Source organism: Cupriavidus sp. 207A1 (assembly GCF_057798955.1).
This window is the reverse complement of the sequence record NZ_JBYOJO010000006.1, coordinates 117,608-139,484: the sequence shown is the minus strand read 5'-3', so window position 1 is coordinate 139,484 and position 21,877 is coordinate 117,608. Positions and strand designations below refer to the sequence as shown.

Here is a 21,877-nt window from a genome sequence, read left to right as displayed (position 1 = left end):
GGCTGCCCGATGCCCCGCCCGACCGTCGTTGTGACACGACCCGCCGGGCAGTCCCGGCAACTGACCGAGGCCCTGCAGGGCGCCGGTCTGGATGTACTCAGCTTCCCGCTGCTGGCGATCGGCCCGGCCGCTGACGACGCGCCGCTGCGCGCGGCGCTGGCGCGGCTGGACACGTTTGCGCTGGTGGTGTTCGTCAGCCCCAATGCCATTGCCTTTGCGCTGGACGCGCTCGCCGGCGTGCAGGGCTCGGCCGTGGCGCGCTGGCCGGCTCAGGTCGCGGTGGCAGTGGTCGGCCCGGCCAGCGTCGCCGCGCTGGCCGAGCGCGGCATCGCCGCACCGGCGTATCGCGTGATTGCGCCCGCGGGTGCCAACGCCAACGGGGCCGGCCATGACGATACGGTGCCCGATGCCGAGGCGTTGCGCTTCGATTCCGAGGCGCTGTGGGCGCAGCTCGATCCCGCCGCACTGGCCGGCAAGCCGGTGCTGATCATCCGCGGCAACGGCGGACGCGACTGGCTCGGCGACCGCCTGCGCGAGGCCGGCGCCCAGGTCGAAGCCGTCGAGGCCTACCAGCGCACGCTGCCCGAACCGACTGCGATGCAATGGCAGGCCGTGCGCGACAACCTGCGTCCCGGCGCCGCACCGCATGCCTGGCTGCTAACCAGTTCCGAGGCGGTGCGCAACCTCGACGTGCTGGCACGGCAGCATCTGTCGCCCCAGGAAGACGCTTCGCTGCGGCAGGTGCAGTGCATCGCGCCCCATGCGAGAATCGCCGAACAGGCGCTGGCGCTGGGCTTCGCCCATATCCAGCGTGCCGCGCCAGGCGATGCCGGCCTGCTGGCGGCGTGCCTGCAGTGGGCCGATGCGTATGCCGGTCCTGCGCCTGCCGGGCCTGCGCCATCGAGCCTGCCAGCGCCGATCGCCCCCGCGGCCGCCAAGCCGGTCGAAGCAACGCCGCCGGCCGCCAGCGCGCCTGCCGCAGTCCCTGCAATGTCAACGAAGGTCGAACGCGTGACGCAAGAAACCACGTCCTCCTCCGCTACGCCGCCGCCTGGCGCGGCCTCTGTCCACCCGGCGCAGTCCGCGCAGGCGGTGCCGCCGCAAGGCGCCGGCGACGGCGGCGCTGCCCGTCCCGCCGCGCGCCGCTCCGCCGCGCTATGGGCGCTGGTCGCCGTGCTGGTGGTGGCGACCGCCGGCGGCTTCTGGTGGCTGCAGCAGCGTGTCGACCACCTGACCGGCGAGCTGGCGCGCCGCCAGCAAAGCAACGACGCGCTGGTGCAGGAGTCGCGCGTGCTGACGCGCAACGCGCAGGACACCGTCAAGGAACTGCAGGCCAAGGTCGGCGCGCTGGAGAACCAGGTGGGCGAGACCCGCGACAAGCAGGTGGCGCTGGAGCAGGTCTACCAGGACCTGATGCGTAATCGCGACGACTGGGAAATCGCCGAGATCCAGCAGTTGCTGACCAGCGCCGGCCAGCAGCTGCAGCTGACCGGCAACGTGCAGGTCGCGCTGGCCGCGCTGCAGAGCGCCGACGCGCGCCTGGCGCGCGCCGACAAGCCGCAATACAACCTGCTGCGCCGGGCCATCGCGCGCGACGTGGCGCGCATGAAGGCGGTGCCCGACACCGACCTGACCGGCGCCGCGATCAAGCTGGACGAAGCCATCAACCAGGTCGATGCGCTGCCGCTGCTGTCGAGCGAGCGCATGCTCGAACGCAGCGAGGCCGATGCCCGTAAGGGCGCCGCCGCCAACGGTGGCAATGGCGCCAGCGCGCCGGCCGCCGCCAACGGCAACGGGACGGGCTGGTTCACCCGCTTCTGGGACTACCTGCGCGAAGAACTGGCGCAGGTGATCCGCATCCGCAAGGTCGACGATGCCGAGGCGCTGCTGCTCTCGGGCGACCAGGGCTGGTTCCTGCGCGAGAACGTCAAGCTGCGCCTGCTCAATGCGCGCCTGGCGCTGCTGTCGCGCAACGAGCCCGTGTTCCGCAACGACCTGGCCGCGGCGCAGGCGATGATCGGCCGCTATTTCGATACCAAGTCGCGCCGCGTGCAGGGTGTGCTGACGCTGCTGCGCCAGGCGCAGGCCGGCGCGGTCACGGTGCAGCTGCCGACCATGGCCGAAAGCCTGGGCGCGCTGCAAGCCCTGAAGAAGGAGTAAGCCCATGCGCCTTCTGTTCTGGGTTGCGGTCCTGTTCGGCGGCGCCGTCGGGCTGGCCCTGTTCACGCAGTTCAACCACAGCAATGTGGTGCTGTTCTATCCGCCGTACCGCGTCGAGCTGTCGCTGAACCTGGCGCTGGCGCTGCTGCTGCTGATCTTCTTCGTGGTGTGGACGGTGATGTCCACCATCCGCCATCTGGCCGAGATGCCGCGCCGCGCCGCCGCCTATCGCGAGCGCAGCCGCATGAGCAAGGCCCAGGCGGCTTTGCGCGAGTCGATCGAAAACCTGTTCGCCGGCCGCTTCGCCCGCGCCGAGCGCGCCGCGCGCGAAGCCCAGTCGTGGGACGACCAGGCCCAGACCGCCGCGCTGATCGGCGCGCGCGCCGCCCACCGCATGCAGGAAACCGAGCGGCGCGACGCCTGGATGGCGCAGGTGACCGACCCCGAGCGCGAGCAGGCCCGGCTGGTGTCGATGGCCGAGCTGCTGGTCGATGCCCGCGATGCCGACGGCGCGCTCGAAACCATCGCCCAGCTGCAGTCGCAGGGCGCGCGCCAGATCCATGTGCAGCGCATCGCGCTGCGCGCGCACCAGCACCTGAAGAACTGGTCCGAGGTGCTGCGCCTGGCGCGCTCGCTGGAGAAGCGCAACGCGCTGCATCCGGTGCTGGCGCTGCGGCTCAAGCAGATGGCCGTCGAAGCCATGCTGGAAGAGCGCCGCCACGATGCCGAGGCGCTGTCCGAGTTCTGGCGCTCGCTGTCCGCCGACGAGCGCCGCGCCACCCGCATCGCCGAGCCGGCGGCGCGCTACTTCGCGGCGCTGGGTCGCCAGAACGAGGCCCGCCGCATCATCGAAGACGCGCTCAAGGTCAACTGGGACAGCCGCCTGGTACTGCGCTATGCCGATTGCGCCGTGCCCGGCCATGCGCTGCCGCAGATCCAGCAGGCCGAGAAATGGCTGGCCGCGCATCCCGCGGACGCCGACCTGTACTACACGCTGGGGGTGCTGTGCCTGGGCGAGAAGCTGTGGGGCAAGGCGCAGTCCAGCTTCGAGCGCGCGCTCAAGTATGCCGACCCCGATCAGCAGCGCCGCCTGCGCGTGCGCACGCACCTGGCGCTGGCGCGGCTGTTCGAGGAAACCGAGCGCTTCGAAGACGCGCAGCGCCACTATCGCGAAAGCGCGATGCTGGCCGCCTGAGCGGCACGGCGGCCGGCGCGTTCAGTCCTCCGCGCCGGCGCCCTTCACCTCCGGCTTCACCACCTGCTTCACCACTTCATAGCGCCGCAGCGTTTGCTGGCGCGCCACGTCGTGCTGCACCAGCGGGCGCGGGTAGTTGTCGCCCAGCCGCACGCCGGCCTCGGCCAGCACGGCTTCCGGGGCGGTCCACGGCACGTGCACGTACTTGTCCGGTAACGCCGCCAGTTGCGGCAGATATTTGCGGATAAAGCGGCCCTGCGGATCGAACTTCTGCGACTGCGTCACCGGATTGAAGATGCGGAACCACGGCTGCGCATCGCAGCCGGTGGACGCGGCCCATTGCCAGCCGCCGTTGTTGGCGGCCAGGTCGAAATCATTGAGCTGGTCGGCAAAATACTGCTCGCCGCGGCGCCAGTCGACGCCCAGGTCCTTGACCAGGAAGCTGGCCGTGACCATGCGCAGGCGGTTGTGCATATAGCCGCTTTGCCGGATCTGCAGCATCGCCGCGTCGATCAGCGGATAGCCGGTGGCGGCGTCGCGCCAGGCGCGGAAATAGCGCTCGCCGGTGTCGCCGTCCTGCCAGCGGATGGCGTCATAGGCTGGCTGGAACGACGCGCCGGCGGCCACACGCGGATGGTGATGCAGGATCATGAAGTAGAAATCGCGCCAGATCAGTTCCGACAGCCACACCGCCGCGCCCGCGCTGTCGGCGCCGCCGCGCAGCATGACGGCGTGCGCCGTGCGCGCCAGCGTGCGGATCGAGATGGTGCCGAAGCGCAGGTGCACCGACAGGTAGCTGGGGCCGCGCAGGGAAGGGTAGTCGCGCCGCCGGCCGTAGTCGCCCATGCGCCCGCTGAATTCCTCGAACAAGGCCTGGGCACCCGATGCGCCGGTGGGCATTGCGATCTCGGCAAGGTTGCTGGCACCAAAGCCGAGCTGCGCGAGCGTCGGCACCGGCTGGCGGTACGCGGCGGGCACCGGCGCCAGCGCCGGCAGGTACGGTTCGACGGGATAAGGGCGCAGGTCGAACGGCTCCACGCTCCTGAGCCAGGCGTTCTTGTACGGCGTGAACACCGAAAACGGCTTGCCCTGGCCGTTCAGGATCTCGTCGCGCTCGAACACCGCCTGGTCCTTGAAGGTAAAGAGCGCGCAGGACTGTTCCGACAGCGCCTGGCGCACCGCTTCGTCGCGGGCATTGGCAGCGGGCTCGTAGTCGTGGTTGGCGAAGACCGCCTCCACTTCCAGTGCGCGCGCCAGCGCCGGGATGGCGGTCCGCGCGCGGTCGTGCAGTACGATCAGGCCGCCGCCGGCCGCGGCCAGTGTCCCGGCGAGTTCCACCAGTGATTCACGGATGAACTCGACCCGCCGGTCGGCCCGCAGCCCGCGTGCGAGCAGCGGCTCAAGGATGTCGCGGTCGAACACGAACACGCACCACACCTGCGCGCAGTGCCGCAAGGCATAATGCAGCGCCGCGTGATCGGTGGCGCGCAGGTCGCGCCGGAACCAGACCAGTCCGCGCGCAAAGGTCTTGCCGATCCGGTACGGTGGCCGGGACGTAGCCGGGGTGGCTGCTGCCTGCATGTTCGCTTGCCTGTCTGACGGGTTTGCCGGCGCTGAACCTCGTGCAACGCCGGATCGATCGCGCCGATACCCTAACATAGCGGTACAGGAGCCGGCCGCCGGCCGCCATGCCGCCATCCCATTCTCTACAGAAGCTCATGACTCTCGACCGAATTCTTCAATCCCAGGGCTTTGGCACGCGCCGGTACTGCGGCGACCTGATCGCCGCCGGGCTGGTCGAGGTCAACGGCGAACTGTGCGAAGACCCGCGCGCGCAGTTCGACGTGGACGGCCTGCGCCTGACCGTCGACGGCGAGGAGTGGCTGGCCTGCACCAAGGCCTACCTGATGCTGAACAAGCCCGCCGGCTATGAATGCTCGCAGCGCCCGCGCCATCACCCCAGCGTCTACAACCTGCTGCCGGTGCCGCTGCGCCAGCGCGAGGTGCAGGCGGTGGGGCGGCTCGACCACGACACCACCGGACTGCTGCTGCTGACCGACGACGGCCAGTTCATCCACGCCCAGACCTCGCCCAAGCGCAAGGTGCCCAAGATCTATGAAGTGACCACCGCCGAGCCGGTCACGCCGGCCCAGGCCGAGGCGCTGCGCAGCGGCGTGCAGCTGCTGGACGAACCGGCGCCGATCGCGGCGGAAGCCTGCGAGATCACCGGCGAACGCAGCCTGCGGCTGACGCTGGTGCAAGGCAAGTACCATCAGGTCAAGCGCATGGTCGCGGCCGCGGGCAACCACGTCGACGCGCTGCATCGCAGCGCCATCGGTAGCCTGCAGCTGGATCCGGCGCTGGCCGAAGGCGAGTGGCGCTGGCTGACGGCCCAGGAACTGGCCGCGCTGACCGGCAAGGCGTAATCCGGCCCGCGGTCACCGCGCGTGGCGGAGCGCCCCTTGCTGCACTGGAACGTCCGCCAATCTTTTCCGGAAGACCCCCGGCGATTTGATAAAATGCAAGGCATGGCGAAGCCCGAAGCACCCATCAATCTGACCAATCAGTTCCTGATTGCCATGCCCGGCATGGCCGATCCGACCTTTTCGGGTTCCGTCGTCTACATCTGCGAACACAACGAGCGTGGCGCGCTCGGGCTGGTGATCAACCGGCCCATCGACATCGACATGGCCACGCTGTTCGACAAGATCGACCTCAAGCTCGAGATCCAGCCTGTGGCGCACCAGCCGGTCTACTTCGGCGGCCCGGTGCAGACCGAGCGCGGTTTCGTGCTGCACGACCCGGTCGGCGTCTATGTCTCGTCGCTGGCGGTGCCCGGCGGACTGGAGATGACCACCTCCAAGGACGTGCTGGAAGCCGTGGCCAATGGCAGCGGCCCGCACCGCTTCCTGCTGACGCTGGGCTATTCCGGCTGGGGCGCCGGCCAGCTCGAGGAAGAACTCAGCCGCAACGGCTGGCTCACGGTCCAGGCCGATCCCGAAATCATCTTCAGCGTGCCGCCCGACGAGCGCTTTGCAGCCGCCATCCGGCTGCTCGGCATCGACTTCACCATGCTGTCCGGCGAGGCCGGGCATGCCTGATGCCGTGGGGCGTGAACTGCCCCGCGACGGCACGGTCCTGGCATTCGACTACGGCGAAAAAAAGATCGGCGTTGCGCTGGGCAACTTCATCACGCGCGAGGCGCGGGCCCTGACCATTCTTCCCAATATCACCGTCGAAGGCCGCTTCGAGGCCGTGGCCGCGCTAATCCAGGAGTGGAACCCGGTGCAGCTGATCGTCGGCATGCCGGTCAACCCCGAAGGCGGCGAGCAGCCGTCGATGAAGCTGGCGCGGCGCTTCGGCAACCAGCTCAACGGCCGCTTCGGCCTGCCGGTGGAATGGGTGGACGAGCGCTATACCTCGCGCGCCGCGTCGATGGCCGGCGCCCGCCGCGGCGAACTCGATGCCGAGGCCGCCCGCATCATCCTGCAACAGTACTTCGACCAATTCCCGCTATGACGCAGATTTCCGTTCCCGACGCCGAGTCGCTGTACCGCAAGCTGCTGGAGCAGGCGCAGGCACTGATCCCCGAGGCCGAGCGCGCGCGCTGGTCGGTGGCCGGCATCCATTCCGGCGGCGCATGGATCGCCGCGCGCCTGGCGGCGGACCTGCAGTTGCCCGAGCACGGCGTGATCAACGTCGCCTTCCATCGCGACGACTATGCCAAGAAGGGCCTGCATAGCCAGGCCCAGCCAACCACGCTGCCGTTTGCCGTGGACGAGCGCAACATCCTGCTGATCGACGACGTGCTGGCCACCGGCCGCACCATCCGTGCCGCCGTCAACGAGCTGTTCGACTACGGCCGCCCCGCGCGCGTGGCGCTGGGCGTGCTGGTGGACCGCGGCGGGCGCCAGCTGCCGATCGCCGCCGACCTGTGCGCCGGCGAGATGGCGCTGCCGCCCGGCACGACCCTGGTGCTGTCGCGCCAGGGCGAAGGCGCCGCCGCGCAATTCACCTTCGCCACCGAACCCACCGATTCCGCCACCGGCTGAACCGGCACCGAGGGGCGCGCCCGGCGCGCCCGAACGCCGGAAAGCCGGAAAGCCCGAAAGCCAGCCCCGAGACCAGACCACCTCCCCGTTTTTTGCCCGCGCCCGACCAGCCATGACCAAGACGTTCCGCAACCCGCAGCTCACCAAGAACGGCGAACTGAAGCACCTGCTGTCGATCGAGGGGTTGTCGCGTGACATGATCACGCACATCCTCGACACCGCCAGCCAGTTTGTCTCGCTGTCCGACTCCGACCGCGATGTCAAGAAGGTGCCGCTGCTGCGCGGCAAGAGCGTGTTCAACCTGTTCTTCGAGAACTCCACCCGCACCCGCACCACCTTCGAGATCGCCGCCAAGCGGCTGTCGGCGGACGTGCTGAACCTGAACATCAACGCGTCGTCGACCAGCAAGGGCGAGTCGCTGCTGGACACCATCAACAACCTGTCGGCGATGTCCGCCGACATGTTCGTGGTGCGCCATGCCAGCTCGGGCGCGCCTTACCTGATCGCCGAGCACGTCGCGCCGCACGTGCACGTGATCAACGCCGGCGACGGCCGCCATGCCCACCCGACGCAGGGCCTGCTGGACATGTACACCATCCGGCATTTCAAGAAGGACTTCACCAACCTGACGGTGGCCATCGTCGGCGACATCCTGCACTCGCGCGTGGCGCGCTCCGACATCCATGCGCTGACCACGCTGGGCGTGCCCGAAGTGCGCGCCATCGGCCCGCGCACGCTGCTGCCGTCCGGGCTGGAGCAGATGGGCGTGCGCGTGTTCCACAACATGGAAGAGGGCCTCAAGGGCGTCGACGTGGTCATCATGCTGCGGCTGCAGAACGAGCGCATGAGCGGCGCGCTGCTGCCCTCGGCGCAGGAATACTTCAAGGCCTACGGCCTGACGCCGGAGCGCCTGGCGCTGGCCAGGCCCGACGCCATCGTGATGCACCCGGGGCCGATGAACCGCGGCGTCGAGATCGACTCCGCCGTGGCCGATGGCTCTCAGTCCGTGATCCTGAACCAGGTGACCTTCGGCATCGCCGTGCGCATGGCGGTGATGGGCATCGTTGCCGGGAACAACGACTGATGCCGGCCAGCCCGACCCCGCACGCCAGCCAGAACACACCGAACCAGCCCAGCGACACGACAAGCCAAGCTATGAAGATTCACATCCAGGGTGGCCGCCTGATCGATCCGGCCAGCAACACCGACGCCGCGCAGGACCTCTATATCGCCGCCGGCAAGATCGTCGGCGTCGGCAGCGCCCCGGCAGACTTCACCGCCAACAAGGTCATCGACGCCAAGGGGCTGATCGTGTGCCCGGGCCTGGTCGACCTGTCCGCGCGCCTGCGCGAGCCCGGCTACGAATACAAGGCCACGCTCGAATCCGAGGTCGCGGCCGCCACCGCGGGCGGCGTGACCAGCCTGGTCTGCCCGCCCGACACCGACCCGGTGCTCGACGAGCCCGGCCTGGTCGAAATGCTGAAGTTCCGCGCCCGTACGCTGAACCAGACCCACGTCTACCCGCTGGGCGCGCTGACGCTGGGCCTGAAGGGCGAGACCCTGACCGAGATGGGCCAGCTGACCGAGGCCGGCTGCGTCGGCTTCAGCCAGGCCGAGGCGCCGGTGCGCAACACCCAGGTGCTGCTGCGCGCGCTGCAGTACGCGCAGACCTTCGGCTTCACCGTGTGGCTGCGCCCGGAAGACCCGTTCCTCGGAGGCGGCGTCGCCGCCAGTGGCGCGGTGGCGTCGCGCCTGGGCCTGTCGGGCGTGTCGGTGATCGCCGAGACCGTGCGTCTGCACACCATCTTCGAACTGATGCGCAGCACCGGCGCGCGCGTTCACCTGTGCCGGCTGTCGTCCGCCGCCGGGCTGGAACTGGTGCGCCAGGCCAAGCGCGAAGGCCTGAAGGTGACCTGCGACGTCAATATCCACCACGTCTCGCTGACCGACATGGATATCGGCTACTTCAATTCGCAGATGCGCTTCTCGCCGCCGCTGCGCAGCCCGCGCGACCGCGACGCCATCGTCGCCGCGCTCGCCGACGGCACCATCGACGCGCTGTGCTCGGACCACACGCCGGTCGACGATGACGAAAAGCTGCTGCCCTTCGCCGAGGCCTCGCCGGGCGCAACCGGCCTGGAACTGCTGCTGCCGCTGACCCTGCGCTGGGCCAGCGAGCACAAGGTCCCGCTGGCGCAGGCGCTGGCCCGCATCACAGCCGAGCCCGCTCGCGTGATCGGCCTCAAGGCCGGCACCCTCGCCGTCGGCAGCGCCGCCGACGTGTGCGTGTTCGATCCCAGGCAGGTGTGGAAGGTCGAGCGCCGCTCACTCAAGAGCCAGGGCAAGAACTCGCCGTGGCTCGGCTACGAAATGGAAGGCAAGGTCCGCATGACCCTGGTCAGCGGGCAAGTCGTCTACGGCAACCACGCCCAGGCATGATCTGGCTGCGCAAGACCGCACTGGTCCTGCACCTGCTGCGCGGGTTGCTGACCTGCGCCTTGCTGTTCCCATGGCTGGGCGTGCGCTCGCGCGCATGGCATATCCGGCGCTGGTCGCGCCGCCTGCTGCGGATCTGCGGGGTGGAAGTGGAGGTGGTCGACGCCACCGGCGCCGCGCACACCGGCGCGGCGCGGCAGGGCGCGATGGTGGTGTCCAACCACATCTCGTGGCTGGACATCTACGTCATCCACAGCTGGCAGCCGGTGCGCTTCGTCGCCAAATCCGAGATTCGCAACTGGCCGCTGATCGGGTGGCTGTGCGACAAGACCGGCACCATCTTTATCGAACGGGCGCGCAAGCGTGACGCGCACCGCGTGTTGCATGACATTACGGATGTGATGCTGCAGGGGGACCTGGTCGGGGTGTTTCCGGAAGGGACGACGACGGATGGGACCAGCGTGCTGCCGTTCCATGCCAACCTGATGCAGGCGCCGATCTCAGGCGGGCTGCCGGTGCAGCCATTGGGCCTGAACTACCTCGATGCTGCCACCGGCCAGCCGACGCTGGCCGCCGCCTATATCGGCGACACCACGCTGCTGCAATCGCTGGAGGCGGTCTTGCGTGCGCCGCGGATCAAGGCGCGGCTGGTGCTCGGGCCGGCGCTGGTGCAGGCCTCGGGCGACCGCCGCGAACTGGCGGCTTCTGCAAGGGAAGTCGTCGCCCATCTCAGCCAGGGTGCCGCCGAGCACGCCGCCACGGCAGCCCAACGCCTGAACCAACCGCCCGAGCCCGGCAGCGCACCCCCACCCGCGCCCGCTGCCATCGGCTAGTCGTCCTGTCGTCCCCGCCAACGCGGGATAGCGAGTCACGCCAGCGGATCGCAATATTGCGGGCAATCCACCTGGATCACGGTTCGCTTGGCGGGTTCCGGCGCCAGGCGCGCCGCCGTCAGCTTGCCACCCCAGACGCAACCCGTATCCAGCGCCATCAGGTTCGGGCGCATGACCAGGCCCAGCGTCGACCAGTGCCCGCAGACCACCGTCACCTCCTGGGTGCGCCTCCCCGGCACGTCGAACCATGGCATGAAGCCGTCCGGCGCCTTGCCCGGGCCATCCTTGGTCTTGAAGTCCATCACCCCGTCGATCGTGCAGTAGCGCAGGCGGGTGAGGGCATTCACCACCACGCGGAGACGGTCGATGCCGCGCAGGCCGTCGTGCCAGCGATCCGGCGTGTTGCCAAAGATGTCGGCGAGGAAGCCTTGCCAGTTGGGGCCCTGGAGTTGTTCTTCGACTTCGTGGGCGAGGTCGATTACCTGTGCAGCGGTCCATTGGGGCAGGACGCCTGCGTGGACCAGCAGGAAGTTGTTATCCAGCAGGGCCAGAGGGCGGTGGCGCAGCCAGGTGAGCAGGTCGTCACGGTCGGGGGCGGCCAAGATGTCATCCACCGTGTCGTGGCGGCCTTTTTTTCGGACACCGGACGCTACGGCCAGAAGGTGGATGTCGTGGTTGCCGAGGACGGTTTCCGCGCGCTCGCCCATGGCGCGGATGGTGCGCAGGGTTTGAAGAGAGGCAGGGCCCCGGTTGACGAGGTCGCCGACAAGGCGCACCGCGGGTTGCGCCGGCAGGCGAGCCAGCAAGGCGTCCAGGGAGGGTGCGCAGCCTTGCAGGTCACCGATTGCGTAAAGTGATGTATGGGTAACGTTATGGTCGGGCATCGGGTCCAGTCAGAATAAATTCGCTTCTATTTGTAGTTTTGTGACCGATATACCGTGGCACGGTTACATGAGGCAACAAAAAGTGGGAGGCAGCCCGTAAGCTGGTGCATTCAGTCAGATAGAATACCGCCACTTCTGCAGGCACTTAACGCCCCGCCGTCCCGGAAGAGGACAAGGTGGGCGCTCGGCTTTTGTCGGGCCATCGAAACATATCGAGGCAAGGAGCAAGTTTTGTCCCATATTTTGGTCACTGGGGGCGCTGGGTTCATTGGCGCCAATTTCGTTCTGGCATGGCTGGGCGATAAGTCGGCGGATGGGGTCGTCAACGTCGACAAGCTCACTTATGCGGGCAATCGGAAGACCCTCGCATCGGTCGAGGACGACCCCCGCCACGTGTTTTCGCAAACCGATATCTGCGACCGTGCCGCACTGGACCAGCTCTTCGCCACCTACCAGCCGCGTGCCGTGGTGCACTTCGCCGCCGAGAGCCATGTTGACCGGTCCATCCATGGGCCCGGCGAGTTCATCCAGACCAATATCGTTGGCACGTTTACGCTGCTTGAGGCCGCGCGCGCTTACTGGAGCGGGCTGCAAGAGCCCGCGAAGTCCGAATTCCGCTTCCTGCATGTGTCAACCGACGAGGTGTTCGGCTCGTTGAGCGAAACCGATCCGCAGTTCTCGGAAACCACCCCATACGCACCGAACAGCCCGTACTCGGCGTCGAAGGCCGCATCGGACCACCTGGTGCGCGCGTATCACCATACCTACGGCTTGCCGGTTCTGACGACGAACTGCTCGAACAACTACGGGCCGTATCATTTCCCGGAAAAGCTGATCCCACTGGTGATCGCCAACGCCCTCGCCGGCAAGCCGCTGCCCATCTATGGCGACGGGAAGAACGTGCGTGACTGGCTGTATGTGCGCGACCACTGCTCGGCCATCCGCGAGGTGCTGGCACGCGGCCGACTGGGCGAAACCTATAACGTGGGCGGCTGGAACGAGAAGACCAACCTGGACGTCGTGCACACCTTGTGCGACCTGCTTGACGAACTGTCGCCCAAGGCTACCGGCTCGTACCGCGACCAGATCACCTTCGTCAAGGATCGCCCCGGGCATGATCGCCGCTATGCGATCGATGCGCGCAAGCTGGAACGCGAACTGGGCTGGAAGCCGGCCGAGACGTTTGAAAGCGGCCTGCGCAAGACGGTCCAGTGGTATCTGGATAACCAGGCTTGGGTGCAGGACGTGATGTCGGGGGAGTATCGGAACTGGGTGGCGAAGCAATATGCCGCTTGAGTACGGCATGTTCCCAAGGATCCTGCTCATCGGCGCCAATGGTCAACTGGGTTTTGAGCTGACACGCAGCCTCGCGCTGCACGGTACCGTGGTGGCCGTGGACCGCCGTCAATGCGATCTGACCGATGCCGACAGTGTGCGAGGTGCTGTCAGGACAGCCCGCCCGGACATCATCGTCAATGCCGCCGCCTACACCGCGGTCGACCTCGCGGAGCGCGAGATCGACCTGGCCAATGCGGTCAATGTGGTTGCGCCGGGGATTCTGGCAGAAGAAGCCGCGAATCTGGGAGCGCTGGTCGTCCACTATTCGACTGACTACGTTTTCGACGGCTTGAAGGCCGGTGCATACGTGGAGACCGACGTGCCCAATCCGTTGTCCGCTTATGGCAAGTCGAAGCTGGGCGGTGAGCGAATGGTGCAGGCTGCGACGGCGAACCACCTGATTTTCCGTACGAGCTGGGTCTACGGCTTGCATGGCGGCAATTTCCTAAAGAGCATCGTTCGTGCCGCTACGACTCGCGAATCGCTGAGCGTGGTGTCCGATCAGTGGGGTGCCCCAACCCCGGCCTCGCTGGTTGCGGACATCACGGCTGTTGCCGTAGGCCGGTACCTGAACCGCGCGGAGCAGGACTTCGTTCCAGGGGTTTATCACCTCGCAGCGCTGGGTGAGACCAACTGGTGCGAGTATGCAAAACTGATTGTCCGGTATCTCACGGACAATGGCGTGCCCTTGTCACTTAGCGCCGACAATATCCGCGCGATAACTGCCGAGGAATACGGCAGCCCGGCACCAAGGCCCGCGAACTCTCGTCTCGATACGTCAAAGTTGCGGGATGGTTTTGGCCTTGCGCTACCCGATTGGCACCGCGACGTGGAGCGCACCTTGCGCGAATTCATCGATATTGCGGAGTTCGCATTGGTAACAGATGCCTGCAAGACCTCTAAAGAGTAGACATGAAACGTAAAGGCATAATTCTGGCTGGTGGCTCTGGCACCCGCCTGTATCCGATCACGCGATCGGTGTCCAAGCAGTTGCTTCCCGTTTACGACAAGCCGATGATCTATTACCCGCTGAGCACGCTGATGCTCGCCGGTATTCGTGACATTCTGGTGATTTCAACGCCGCAGGACACGCCGCGCTTTACCGAAATGCTGGGTGATGGCAGTCAGTGGGGCCTTAACATCGAGTATGCGGTGCAACCTTCACCGGATGGGCTGGCCCAGGCTTTCATTATCGGTAAGTCCTTTGTCGGCTCGGATCCCGCGGCGCTGATTCTTGGCGACAACATTTTCCACGGTCACGACCTTGCCAAACAACTGCAGCGCGCGGCGTCGCGTGAGGCGGGTGCCACGGTCTTTGCCTATCATGTGCACGATCCGGAGCGTTATGGGGTTGTCGAGTTCGATGAAAGTTTCCGCGCGTTGTCGCTGGAAGAGAAGCCGGCGCAGCCTCGCTCAAATTATGCCGTGACAGGCCTCTATTTCTACGACAATCAGGTCTGCGATATCGCGGCGGATATCAAGCCTTCGGCCCGCGGCGAACTTGAAATCACGGATGTGAACAAGCGCTACCTGGACGCCGGCCAACTGGAAGTCGAGATCATGGGTCGCGGCTATGCCTGGCTGGACACCGGTACTCACGATTCGCTGCAGGAGGCGGCTACATTCATCGCGACGCTGCAGAAGCGGCAGGGGCTGATGGTGGCGTGTCCGGAAGAGATTGCCTTCCGCAACCAGTGGATTTCGGCGGATACGATGCAGAAGATTGCATCGGAACTGGCAAAGAACGGTTATGGCCAATACCTGCAGCAGGTATTGAAGGAGTCGATTGCATGAGCATGAATATTGTCAAGACGGCCTTGCCCGAGGTGCTTATCCTCGAGCCGAGGGTTTTTGGTGACGATAGGGGCTTTTTCTTTGAAAGCTTCAATGCGCGCCAGTTTGAAGACGCCACGGGGCTGAAGCGGGACTTCGTACAGGACAATCATTCTCGGTCGGCGAAAAATGTCCTGCGTGGGTTGCACTACCAGATCCAGCAGCCGCAAGGGAAGCTAGTGCGCGTGGTAGCGGGTACGGTGTTCGACGTGGCGGTGGATATCCGCCGGAGTTCGCCGAATTTCGGCAAGTGGGTGGGCGTGGAACTCTCGGCTGATAACAAGCGCCAGCTATGGGTGCCCGAAGGCTTCGCGCATGGCTTTGTGGTGTTGTCGGAGAGCGCGGAGTTCCTCTACAAGACCACCGACTACTATGCCCCGCAGTTCGAGCGGTCGCTGCGCTGGGACGACCCTGCACTGGCCATCACCTGGCCAATCGACGGAGTGCCAGTACTCTCGAAGAAGGATGAGGACGCGCCGGCTTTCGCAGTTGCTGAATTGTTTGAATGATCAAATAGATATCTGAATTCCTGGGAGAAAAAAATGGCAATCCAATTGTTCGTACCCAATTTCCGTGTCCAAGAATGCCTGAAAGAAATCCAGGAGTGCCTGGAAAAAGGTTGGACCGGGCTCGGCTTCAAGACCAACGCAATGGAAGAAGCCTGGAAGTCCTACACCGGCCTGCCGTACGCGCATTTCCTCGGCTCCAATACCGTTGGCCTCCACCTCGCCTTCGAACTATTCAAGACCAAATATGGCTGGGCGGACGGCGATGAGGTCATCACCACGCCGCTGACCTTTGTTTCCACCAACCATGCCATCCTGTATTCCGGGCTGACGCCGGTCTTCGCCGATGTCGACGACTCGCTGTGCCTGGACCCGGACAGCATTGCCGAGCGCATCACGGACCGCACTCGTGCCGTCATTTATGTCGGCCTGGGTGGCAATGTCGGCCAGTACGACAAGGTGGTTGCGCTGTGCAAGGAAAAGGGCATCAAGCTGGTGCTCGACGCAGCCCACATGTCGGGTACGCGCTATCACGGTCGCCACGTCGGCCACGATGCCGATGTGACGGTGTTCAGCTTCCAGGCCGTGAAGAACCTGCCCACCGCCGATTCGGGCATGATTTGCTTCCAGGAAGCTGAAGATGACGAGCGCGTGCGCAAGATGACGTGGCTGGGCATCAACAAGGACACCTTTGCACGTACCACGACGCAAGGCGCATACAAGTGGATGTACGACGTGGAAGAGGTTGGCTACAAGTACCACGGCAACTCCATCATGGCAGCGATCGGCCTCGTTCAGCTGAAGTACCTGGACAACGACAATGCGTACCGCCGCCAACTGGCAAACTGGTATGAGGAGCTGCTGTCGGGTCATGACAATATCCGCCTGACGCCGATTACCGAAGGCTGTGATTCGTCGCGACACCTGTTCCAGATTCGTGTGAAAAACCGCGATGAACTCATGTTGGCGCTGCACGAGCATGAGGTGTATCCGGGCGTCCACTATCGCGACAATACCGAATACCGGATGTACGCCAGCGGTAAGGGCAAATGCCCGCGCGCGCACGCAGCCAGCAACGAAGTGCTGTCGCTGCCCATGCACATGGGTATCTCCCGTAACGACGTCGAGTTCGTCTGCGAACTGGTTCGCAAGTACGCTGCATGAAGCCGATCTTCGAGCCATTCGAAGCCAAGGGGGTGCGTCTACGCCCCCTTGCGACGGAAGACCTTCCGTTGACGCTGGCCTGGCGAAACCGCGAGGGCGTCAGGCAGCAATTCATTTTTTCCGACCTTCTGACCCTGGAGAGCCATCAGGGCTGGTTTCGAAAGTATTCCGAGAAGCCCGACGATTTTGTCTTCGTAGTGCAGGACCCGGAGACCGGCGCGCTGGTTGGCCAGGTTGCGATCTATGACGTGAACGGGTCGACCGGCCGCGCCGAGATCGGCCGCTTTGTCGTATCGCCGGAAGCAGCCGGGCAAGGGAAGATGCGCCGTGCGATCGAGGCACTGCTGGTGTTCGCGCGCGACAAGCTTGGTTTGTCTAAAGCTTATCTGGAGGTGCTGGAAACAAATCTCCATGCTGCTCGCATTTACGAGAAGCTGGGTTTCGTGGAAACAGGACGTCAGGATGGGCGGGTCGCAATGGAGCGTGTACTAGATGACAGTCTATAACAGCAGCCGCAAGCATCCTCTGACGGAATATGCTGCTGCAGCCAAACTGTGGCGTGTGTGGCTCCATATGGGAGTGCAGGACGTCAAGGGGCGGTTTCGGAATTCGGTATTGGGGCCGCTCTGGATACTGATTAATCTATCGGCCACGATGGCGGCAGTAGGCATCGTGTTCGGCAAGCTGTTTCATCAGCCGATGGAAGAGTTCCTGCCCTTCCTGACGTTGGGCTTGGCCATCTGGGGCTTCATGACGGCTGCGATGACGGAGGGCGGCTCCGCGTTTGTCAACGCGGAAGGATATATCAAGCAGTTTTCATTTCCGAAGGTAACGTACCTGTACCGGGCAATGGTTCCCTACATCGTCGTGTTTGCTGTCGGGATGCTGGTGTTCTTCGTTGTCGCGATTGCCTACGGTCGTTCGTTCAACCTAGGAGCCCTGTGGTTCTTCCCGGGATTCCTGTTGTTCCTCGTCATCAATTTCCTGCACTTGGTGATAGTGGCTCACTTGGGCGCACGCTTCCGCGACTTGCCGCACTTGCTCAGTGGTTTGATCCAAATCGGTTTCTATGTCACGCCGGTGATGTACACGGTCACCATGCTGAAAGAGCGTGGCCTTGGCTTCGTCTATCGATACAACCCGTTGTATTACCTGATCGAAATCGTACGTTATCCGCTGCTGAACAGTGAGTCGCCGCCCGAGGAGGTTTGGATGGTGGCGATCGGCTATGCGGTCGTGGCTGCGATTGCCGCCTTCGCCGTGATGAAGCGCATGTCTCACCGGATCGTCTACGTCTTATGACCGCTGAATTGAAGATCAGCCTGCGCGATGTGCGCGTTCGCTTCGACGTGTCGATGCGGCAAGATAGCTTGAAGGGCACGGTCATGAACCTGTTCCGCGGTAAAGGGCGGAACGGCCGTGAATATGTCGATGCGCTGAAGGGTATCAACCTCGAGATCAAGCACGGAGAGCGGGTCGGCTTGGTCGGACTGAACGGTGCGGGGAAAAGTACCATACTGAAAGTGATGGCCGGCATCTATCCGCCGACATCTGGCGAAACCGAGATTGTCGGCCACGTGTCGCCGATGTTCGAGTTAGCCACCGGTTTTGAAATGACTCAGACCGGCTGGGACAATATCCGCATCCGCGCCATGCTGCTAGGCCTGACGCCTGACGAGGTGGAAGAGCGGATCCACAGCATCGCGGAGTTCTCCGAGCTTGGTCACTTTCTTGATTACCCGGTCAAGACCTATTCCGCCGGCATGTTCATCCGTCTGGCCTTCTCGGTATCGACTGCCATCAACCCCGAGATCCTTCTGCTTGACGAAGTCATGGGCGCGGGTGACTTGGTGTTTGCGGAGAAGGCCAAGAAGCGCATGTATGAGTTCATGGAGCAGGGGAAGATTCTGGTGTTCTCGAGCCATTCCCTGGCACTGGTCGAGGATTTTTGTGAGCGAGTGATCTGGCTCAGGAAAGGTGAGATCGCCATGGATGGACCTGTTAAGGACGTGTTGGCGGAATACACCGCTCATCCGGTCCGGTAATGCGGGAGGCAGGGCGAGAACCGCTTGCCCGCCCTGCCGCCATAGCGGGCAAGCACCAAGGCCTCCGGTCCATCGCGCGTTCGGTAGAGCGTCTATGCAATGCGGCAGCGCTTTCCCGAAGCGCCCGTAGGCGTTGCAGGATTCTTCACCATTGCGCGGACAACAAGAAATGCTGATCCCGCAGCAGTCTCGCACAATTGAAAATGGAGTTCGCCGCTATGCTTCAGGCCCGATTTTTCCTTGAGGACCAAAAGATTTATACGAATCCAAAAAAGGGGAATCAACCTCGGGTTTCGATCGTGCTGCCGACCTATGCACGCGGCGACAACGGCTTGCTGGAGCGGGCCATAGAAAGCGTTCTCTCGCAGTCATACGGCGACTTCGAGCTTCTGGTCATAGATGACGGTTCCACCGACGGCACGGCCGATGTTGTCGCAAAGTATGTGCGTTCGGATAGCCGCGTGGCGCACGTTCGGCACGATCTCAACAGTGGGCTGCCGGCGCTGCGCGTGAATGAAGGGCTTCTGTTGTCAAAGGGAGAGTATTGCGCGTACCAGTTCGACGACGACCGTTGGACCCCTGATGCGTTGAAGCTGCGTATCGAGGCCCTTGACAAGAACCCGGACTACGGCGTGGCGTATGGCTGCGCCATGGCAAGAATCGGCAAGAACGAAGGCAGGCTGGGAGGCCCCTTCAGCTATGACCGCCTGGTCGACTGCAATTACATCGCCAACAACACGGTTCTCCATCGCCGCAAGGTATTCGAGAACTACGGCGGGTACGATATGCATCTAGTGATGCGTCGGCTCTGCGACTGGGATTTGTGGTTGCGCTGGGGCAAGCATACGCGCTTCTATTTCCTGGATGAAGTGCTGAGCCTCGTGGATGCCAATATGGAAAATTCGCTCGGTCTGACAGTCCAGTATGACCTGTTCGCCTCGCGCTTCCAGATGGCACACGATCGCGATGCGTCCCTGACACCGGAAAGCCTGCTGGACTATCGCGTGGATGATCTCGAGCGTTTCCGCGCATTGGGCGACGAACGGGTCGACGAAATCTGGCGCTCGCACATCGCGCCGTATCGGTCCCGCCACCGCGAATTGTGGACGGCGCCGAAGACGTTCATCTCGCGCAAGACTCACGTTGTAGTGACCAAGGCGCACTACGACACCAACGTTGATATCACGATTCACAACTTGGCGGTCTATCTTGGGGACCAGTACGTCTTCTCGTTCATTCCGTCGGCACAACTCACCGAGGACGTGCTGGGCGGCGCTGACATCATCTTGTTCCACCGGACGATCGACGAGCATGCTGAGACCCTGCAGGCTTTCGCACGGCGGATCGGGAAGGCCACGGTCTACCTGATGGACGACGATCTCCTATCGATGCATGAACTCGATCCGGCGTTCTCGTATCTTGCGCCCGGCGCCTCGGGTTATGAAACCGTTGCGAGGCAGATGCGGATGGCCGATCTGACCATCGTGTATTCGCCGCTGATGGCCGAATCGGCGCGCCAGCACAGCGATCGGGTCATCGAGCTTTCGACCAACATCGAGAGCAAGTGGCTGCAGTCGGCGTTGCCCGAGAACAAGCGTCTGCGGATAGCCTTCGCGGGCAGTTCCGCTCGAAAGGAAGAACTCGCGACGCTCTGGCCGGCGCTCGTGAAAGTGTCGGAACAGCATGGCGACGCGATCGAGTTCCATTTCTGGGGATTCGCGCCTGACGATGCGGACGAACTGAAGTCGCCAGTGTTCACCGAGCCGTTCACGTTCAGCTACAACGAATACTTGGCCCGCCTGACACAAGCCGGCTTCGACCTGATGCTGGCGCCCCTGTCAGCCGAGAAACGTGCCAAGCGCGCCAAATGTCCGATCAAGTTCCTCGAGGCGACTGCCGCTGGCGCATTGGGCCTGTATTCCGATGTCGAGCCGTACGAGGCCGTGCAGGAAGGCGTGACGGGCATCAAGTGCGGCAATTCGCCCGACGCGTGGGCGAAGGCGCTGTCGCGGGCGATCGGGCTTTCTGTGGACGAGCGGCACGAGTACGTCAGGCAGGCGCGCGCGAGGGTGGAGACAGATTTCTCGGCCGAAGTACAGGCAGGCATCTTTGGTGCGGCATTGGAGGCAGCTCGCCTGCATTCCATGCTACGAGTGGAGGAAGGCGCCAAGCCGCGCATAGCATTCGCATTCCACAGCCCGTACCAGGGGGGCGCCGAGAATCATTTGCTTCGTCACGCGCGTCTGGCTGCGGAATTCGGTTTCGAGCCCATCGCTGTGTTCCCGTTCGGTAACGAGGGCACAGACCATGAGATCGTCGCAGCATGCCGCAAGCATGGTTTCGCCGTGCACAACCTGCCACTACGCGTAGAGACGGAACCCGTAAGCCGCGCAGTTGACCAGTTGGCCGTGGATTCGATCTCGAACTGGCTCAAGGCGGAGCGCATCAAGATGGTGCACTCAGTTACGCTGATCCAGGAGTTGGGACGTGCTTGCGCGGCGAGTCGCGTCCCGCACGTCGCGTCGCTATATCAGGTGGAGACGAATTCGGATAAGCCCGTGCTGCACGGCCACTGCCATATAGTGCATTCCGATTCGCTGCTCTACGCGAATGCCTGGGCCAAGCTGCTGGGCGCACGAGCCCGATGCATTCGCAGTCATGTGCCCAAGGAGTACTTCGCACAGGGCTCGCGCCGGGGCATTCGCGAGGGCAGCGCGCCGCCGCGGCGCATTGGGGTGTTTGGCACCGTACAGCCGCGGAAAGGCCAGCTGCAAGCCATCGAAGCGGTGGGGCGTCTGAGGGCTGAGCAGCAGCTCGAATTCGAGCTGCATTTCTACGGCTACACCCATTTCTTCAAGGACTATGTGACGCAATGCGAGCAAGCAGTGAAGAAGCTCGGATTGCAAGAAGCAGTGTTTTTTCACGGTTTCCGCAACGATACGGCCCAAGTGCTTGCGGAAACCGATATCACGCTTTGCGCGAGCGACTGGGAATCTTTGCCCCAGGTAATCCTCGAATCCATGGCTGCAGAAGTTCTGGTCATTGCGCCCAATGTGGGTGGCATCAGTGAAATCATCTCGAATCACAGTGGCGTACTGGTGAAGGACAACTCGGTCGATCAGCTGATGAAGGGGCTGTTGTCGGCATATGGAATGTCGGACGAGGAAAGGAAGGGGCGAATTGGCTTGGCGAGGCGTGTGGTTACCGCGGAAAGCTCGCACGGGGCGGTCGCGCGCGCTCTGTTTCGTGTCTATTCGGATGCGGTGGAATCCTTGCGGCGCGCGGCCGGCTGCGTGGCGGAGGGTGGGTTCACGGGCGCCTATCTGAGCGACGAGCCCCTCGGCGGCGGGTTCAACAACGATGTGGCCAGACATCGCGCAAGTGCCAGGGCGTTTGCCGTGGCTATCCGAAACACTTGAAGCGAGGTGTGA

At 64.2% G+C, this 21,877-nt stretch carries 20 protein-coding genes; 18 read left to right on the top strand and 2 right to left on the bottom strand.

Annotated elements, in window-relative coordinates; genetic code table 11:
• Positions 1-9 precede the first annotated feature (9 nt).
• Positions 10-2,160 (top strand): fused uroporphyrinogen-III synthase HemD/membrane protein HemX, encoded by a 2,151-nt coding sequence (gene hemDX / locus AC3FMM_RS13020; RefSeq protein WP_488686788.1) that lies wholly within the window; start codon positions 10-12, stop codon positions 2,158-2,160.
• Positions 2,161-2,164: 4 nt separating this feature from the next.
• Positions 2,165-3,355: a heme biosynthesis protein HemY gene (locus AC3FMM_RS13015; protein WP_115680934.1), complete on the top strand. Its 1,191-nt coding sequence runs from the start codon at positions 2,165-2,167 to the stop codon at positions 3,353-3,355.
• Positions 3,356-3,376: 21 nt separating this feature from the next.
• On the opposite strand, the gene AC3FMM_RS13010 is transcribed toward AC3FMM_RS13015, so the two are convergent.
• Positions 3,377-4,936, bottom strand: coding sequence for a cryptochrome/photolyase family protein (locus tag AC3FMM_RS13010; protein WP_488686787.1), 1,560 nt, complete (start codon positions 4,934-4,936; stop codon positions 3,377-3,379).
• Positions 4,937-5,073: 137 nt separating this feature from the next.
• On the opposite strand from AC3FMM_RS13010, the gene AC3FMM_RS13005 reads away from it, so the two are divergent.
• From AC3FMM_RS13005 to AC3FMM_RS12975, 7 genes are all read left to right on the top strand, one after another.
• Positions 5,074-5,781, top strand: coding sequence for a pseudouridine synthase (locus tag AC3FMM_RS13005; protein ID WP_115710529.1), 708 nt, complete (start codon positions 5,074-5,076; stop codon positions 5,779-5,781).
• A 102-nt stretch (positions 5,782-5,883) separates the two neighbouring features.
• Positions 5,884-6,456 (top strand): YqgE/AlgH family protein, encoded by a 573-nt coding sequence (locus AC3FMM_RS13000; RefSeq protein WP_025583981.1) that lies wholly within the window; start codon positions 5,884-5,886, stop codon positions 6,454-6,456.
• Positions 6,449-6,874, top strand: coding sequence for a Holliday junction resolvase RuvX (gene ruvX, locus AC3FMM_RS12995; RefSeq protein ID WP_010813827.1), 426 nt, complete (start codon positions 6,449-6,451; stop codon positions 6,872-6,874). Before AC3FMM_RS13000 ends, ruvX begins: the two co-directional genes overlap by 8 nt.
• Positions 6,871-7,407 (top strand): bifunctional pyr operon transcriptional regulator/uracil phosphoribosyltransferase PyrR, encoded by a 537-nt coding sequence (gene pyrR / locus AC3FMM_RS12990; protein ID WP_115680931.1) that lies wholly within the window; start codon positions 6,871-6,873, stop codon positions 7,405-7,407. The genes ruvX and pyrR overlap by 4 nt, the downstream gene beginning before the upstream one ends.
• Before the next feature lie 112 nt (positions 7,408-7,519).
• Positions 7,520-8,491, top strand: coding sequence for an aspartate carbamoyltransferase catalytic subunit (locus tag AC3FMM_RS12985; RefSeq protein WP_115704367.1), 972 nt, complete (start codon positions 7,520-7,522; stop codon positions 8,489-8,491).
• 71 nt (positions 8,492-8,562) lie between these two features.
• Positions 8,563-9,846 carry a dihydroorotase gene (locus AC3FMM_RS12980; protein WP_115710527.1) on the top strand — a complete coding sequence of 428 codons (1,284 nt, stop codon included), beginning with the start codon at positions 8,563-8,565 and terminating at the stop codon, positions 9,844-9,846.
• A complete protein-coding gene (locus AC3FMM_RS12975; protein WP_488686786.1) occupies positions 9,843-10,676 on the top strand; it encodes a lysophospholipid acyltransferase family protein in 834 nt (277 codons plus the stop codon). Before AC3FMM_RS12980 ends, AC3FMM_RS12975 begins: the two co-directional genes overlap by 4 nt.
• A gap of 35 nt (positions 10,677-10,711) precedes the next feature.
• On the opposite strand, the gene AC3FMM_RS12970 is transcribed toward AC3FMM_RS12975, so the two are convergent.
• Entirely contained in the window at positions 10,712-11,560 is an 849-nt protein-coding gene (locus AC3FMM_RS12970) for a symmetrical bis(5'-nucleosyl)-tetraphosphatase (RefSeq protein ID WP_115710523.1), read from the bottom strand.
• 231 nt (positions 11,561-11,791) lie between these two features.
• On the opposite strand from AC3FMM_RS12970, the gene rfbB reads away from it, so the two are divergent.
• The 9 genes from rfbB (at position 11,792) to AC3FMM_RS12925 (ending at position 21,865) form a co-directional block, all read left to right on the top strand.
• On the top strand, positions 11,792-12,856 hold the full coding sequence (gene rfbB, locus AC3FMM_RS12965; RefSeq protein ID WP_488686785.1) for a dTDP-glucose 4,6-dehydratase: 1,065 nt from the start codon (positions 11,792-11,794) through the stop codon (positions 12,854-12,856).
• The gene (gene rfbD, locus AC3FMM_RS12960) at positions 12,846-13,808 is read left to right on the top strand and encodes a dTDP-4-dehydrorhamnose reductase (RefSeq protein WP_488686784.1); all 963 of its coding nucleotides are present in this window, start codon (positions 12,846-12,848) and stop codon (positions 13,806-13,808) included. The genes rfbB and rfbD overlap by 11 nt, the downstream gene beginning before the upstream one ends.
• 2 nt (positions 13,809-13,810) lie before the next feature.
• Positions 13,811-14,692 (top strand): glucose-1-phosphate thymidylyltransferase RfbA, encoded by an 882-nt coding sequence (gene rfbA / locus AC3FMM_RS12955; RefSeq protein WP_488686783.1) that lies wholly within the window; start codon positions 13,811-13,813, stop codon positions 14,690-14,692.
• Complete coding sequence (gene rfbC / locus AC3FMM_RS12950; protein ID WP_488686782.1) at positions 14,689-15,240, top strand: dTDP-4-dehydrorhamnose 3,5-epimerase; 552 nt, start codon at positions 14,689-14,691, stop codon at positions 15,238-15,240. Before rfbA ends, rfbC begins: the two co-directional genes overlap by 4 nt.
• Before the next feature lie 33 nt (positions 15,241-15,273).
• Entirely contained in the window at positions 15,274-16,401 is a 1,128-nt protein-coding gene (locus AC3FMM_RS12945; RefSeq protein ID WP_115710513.1) for a DegT/DnrJ/EryC1/StrS family aminotransferase, read from the top strand.
• Positions 16,398-16,907, top strand: coding sequence for a GNAT family N-acetyltransferase (locus AC3FMM_RS12940; protein ID WP_172581753.1), 510 nt, complete (start codon positions 16,398-16,400; stop codon positions 16,905-16,907). The genes AC3FMM_RS12945 and AC3FMM_RS12940 overlap by 4 nt, the downstream gene beginning before the upstream one ends.
• Positions 16,894-17,703 carry an ABC transporter permease gene (locus AC3FMM_RS12935; protein WP_488686781.1) on the top strand — a complete coding sequence of 270 codons (810 nt, stop codon included), beginning with the start codon at positions 16,894-16,896 and terminating at the stop codon, positions 17,701-17,703. The genes AC3FMM_RS12940 and AC3FMM_RS12935 overlap by 14 nt, the downstream gene beginning before the upstream one ends.
• Positions 17,700-18,446: an ABC transporter ATP-binding protein gene (locus tag AC3FMM_RS12930; RefSeq protein WP_240072499.1), complete on the top strand. Its 747-nt coding sequence runs from the start codon at positions 17,700-17,702 to the stop codon at positions 18,444-18,446. The genes AC3FMM_RS12935 and AC3FMM_RS12930 overlap by 4 nt, the downstream gene beginning before the upstream one ends.
• Positions 18,447-18,649: 203 nt before the next feature.
• Positions 18,650-21,865, top strand: a complete 3,216-nt coding sequence (locus tag AC3FMM_RS12925; protein WP_488686848.1) for a glycosyltransferase — start codon at positions 18,650-18,652, stop codon at positions 21,863-21,865.
• Positions 21,866-21,877 lie beyond the last annotated feature (12 nt).

Coding starts and splice junctions, on each gene's coding strand:
- hemDX (WP_488686788.1), top strand. CDS start 10: ATGCCCCGCCCGACCGTCGTTGTGACACGACCCGCCGGGCAGTCCCGG.
- AC3FMM_RS13015 (WP_115680934.1), top strand. CDS start 2,165: ATGCGCCTTCTGTTCTGGGTTGCGGTCCTGTTCGGCGGCGCCGTCGGG.
- AC3FMM_RS13010 (WP_488686787.1), bottom strand. CDS start 4,936: ATGCAGGCAGCAGCCACCCCGGCTACGTCCCGGCCACCGTACCGGATC.
- AC3FMM_RS13005 (WP_115710529.1), top strand. CDS start 5,074: ATGACTCTCGACCGAATTCTTCAATCCCAGGGCTTTGGCACGCGCCGG.
- AC3FMM_RS13000 (WP_025583981.1), top strand. CDS start 5,884: ATGGCGAAGCCCGAAGCACCCATCAATCTGACCAATCAGTTCCTGATT.
- ruvX (WP_010813827.1), top strand. CDS start 6,449: ATGCCTGATGCCGTGGGGCGTGAACTGCCCCGCGACGGCACGGTCCTG.
- pyrR (WP_115680931.1), top strand. CDS start 6,871: ATGACGCAGATTTCCGTTCCCGACGCCGAGTCGCTGTACCGCAAGCTG.
- AC3FMM_RS12985 (WP_115704367.1), top strand. CDS start 7,520: ATGACCAAGACGTTCCGCAACCCGCAGCTCACCAAGAACGGCGAACTG.
- AC3FMM_RS12980 (WP_115710527.1), top strand. CDS start 8,563: ATGAAGATTCACATCCAGGGTGGCCGCCTGATCGATCCGGCCAGCAAC.
- AC3FMM_RS12975 (WP_488686786.1), top strand. CDS start 9,843: ATGATCTGGCTGCGCAAGACCGCACTGGTCCTGCACCTGCTGCGCGGG.
- AC3FMM_RS12970 (WP_115710523.1), bottom strand. CDS start 11,560: ATGCCCGACCATAACGTTACCCATACATCACTTTACGCAATCGGTGAC.
- rfbD (WP_488686784.1), top strand. CDS start 12,846: ATGCCGCTTGAGTACGGCATGTTCCCAAGGATCCTGCTCATCGGCGCC.
- rfbA (WP_488686783.1), top strand. CDS start 13,811: ATGAAACGTAAAGGCATAATTCTGGCTGGTGGCTCTGGCACCCGCCTG.
- rfbC (WP_488686782.1), top strand. CDS start 14,689: ATGAGCATGAATATTGTCAAGACGGCCTTGCCCGAGGTGCTTATCCTC.
- AC3FMM_RS12945 (WP_115710513.1), top strand. CDS start 15,274: ATGGCAATCCAATTGTTCGTACCCAATTTCCGTGTCCAAGAATGCCTG.
- AC3FMM_RS12940 (WP_172581753.1), top strand. CDS start 16,398: ATGAAGCCGATCTTCGAGCCATTCGAAGCCAAGGGGGTGCGTCTACGC.
- AC3FMM_RS12935 (WP_488686781.1), top strand. CDS start 16,894: ATGACAGTCTATAACAGCAGCCGCAAGCATCCTCTGACGGAATATGCT.
- AC3FMM_RS12930 (WP_240072499.1), top strand. CDS start 17,700: ATGACCGCTGAATTGAAGATCAGCCTGCGCGATGTGCGCGTTCGCTTC.
- AC3FMM_RS12925 (WP_488686848.1), top strand. CDS start 18,650: ATGGAGTTCGCCGCTATGCTTCAGGCCCGATTTTTCCTTGAGGACCAA.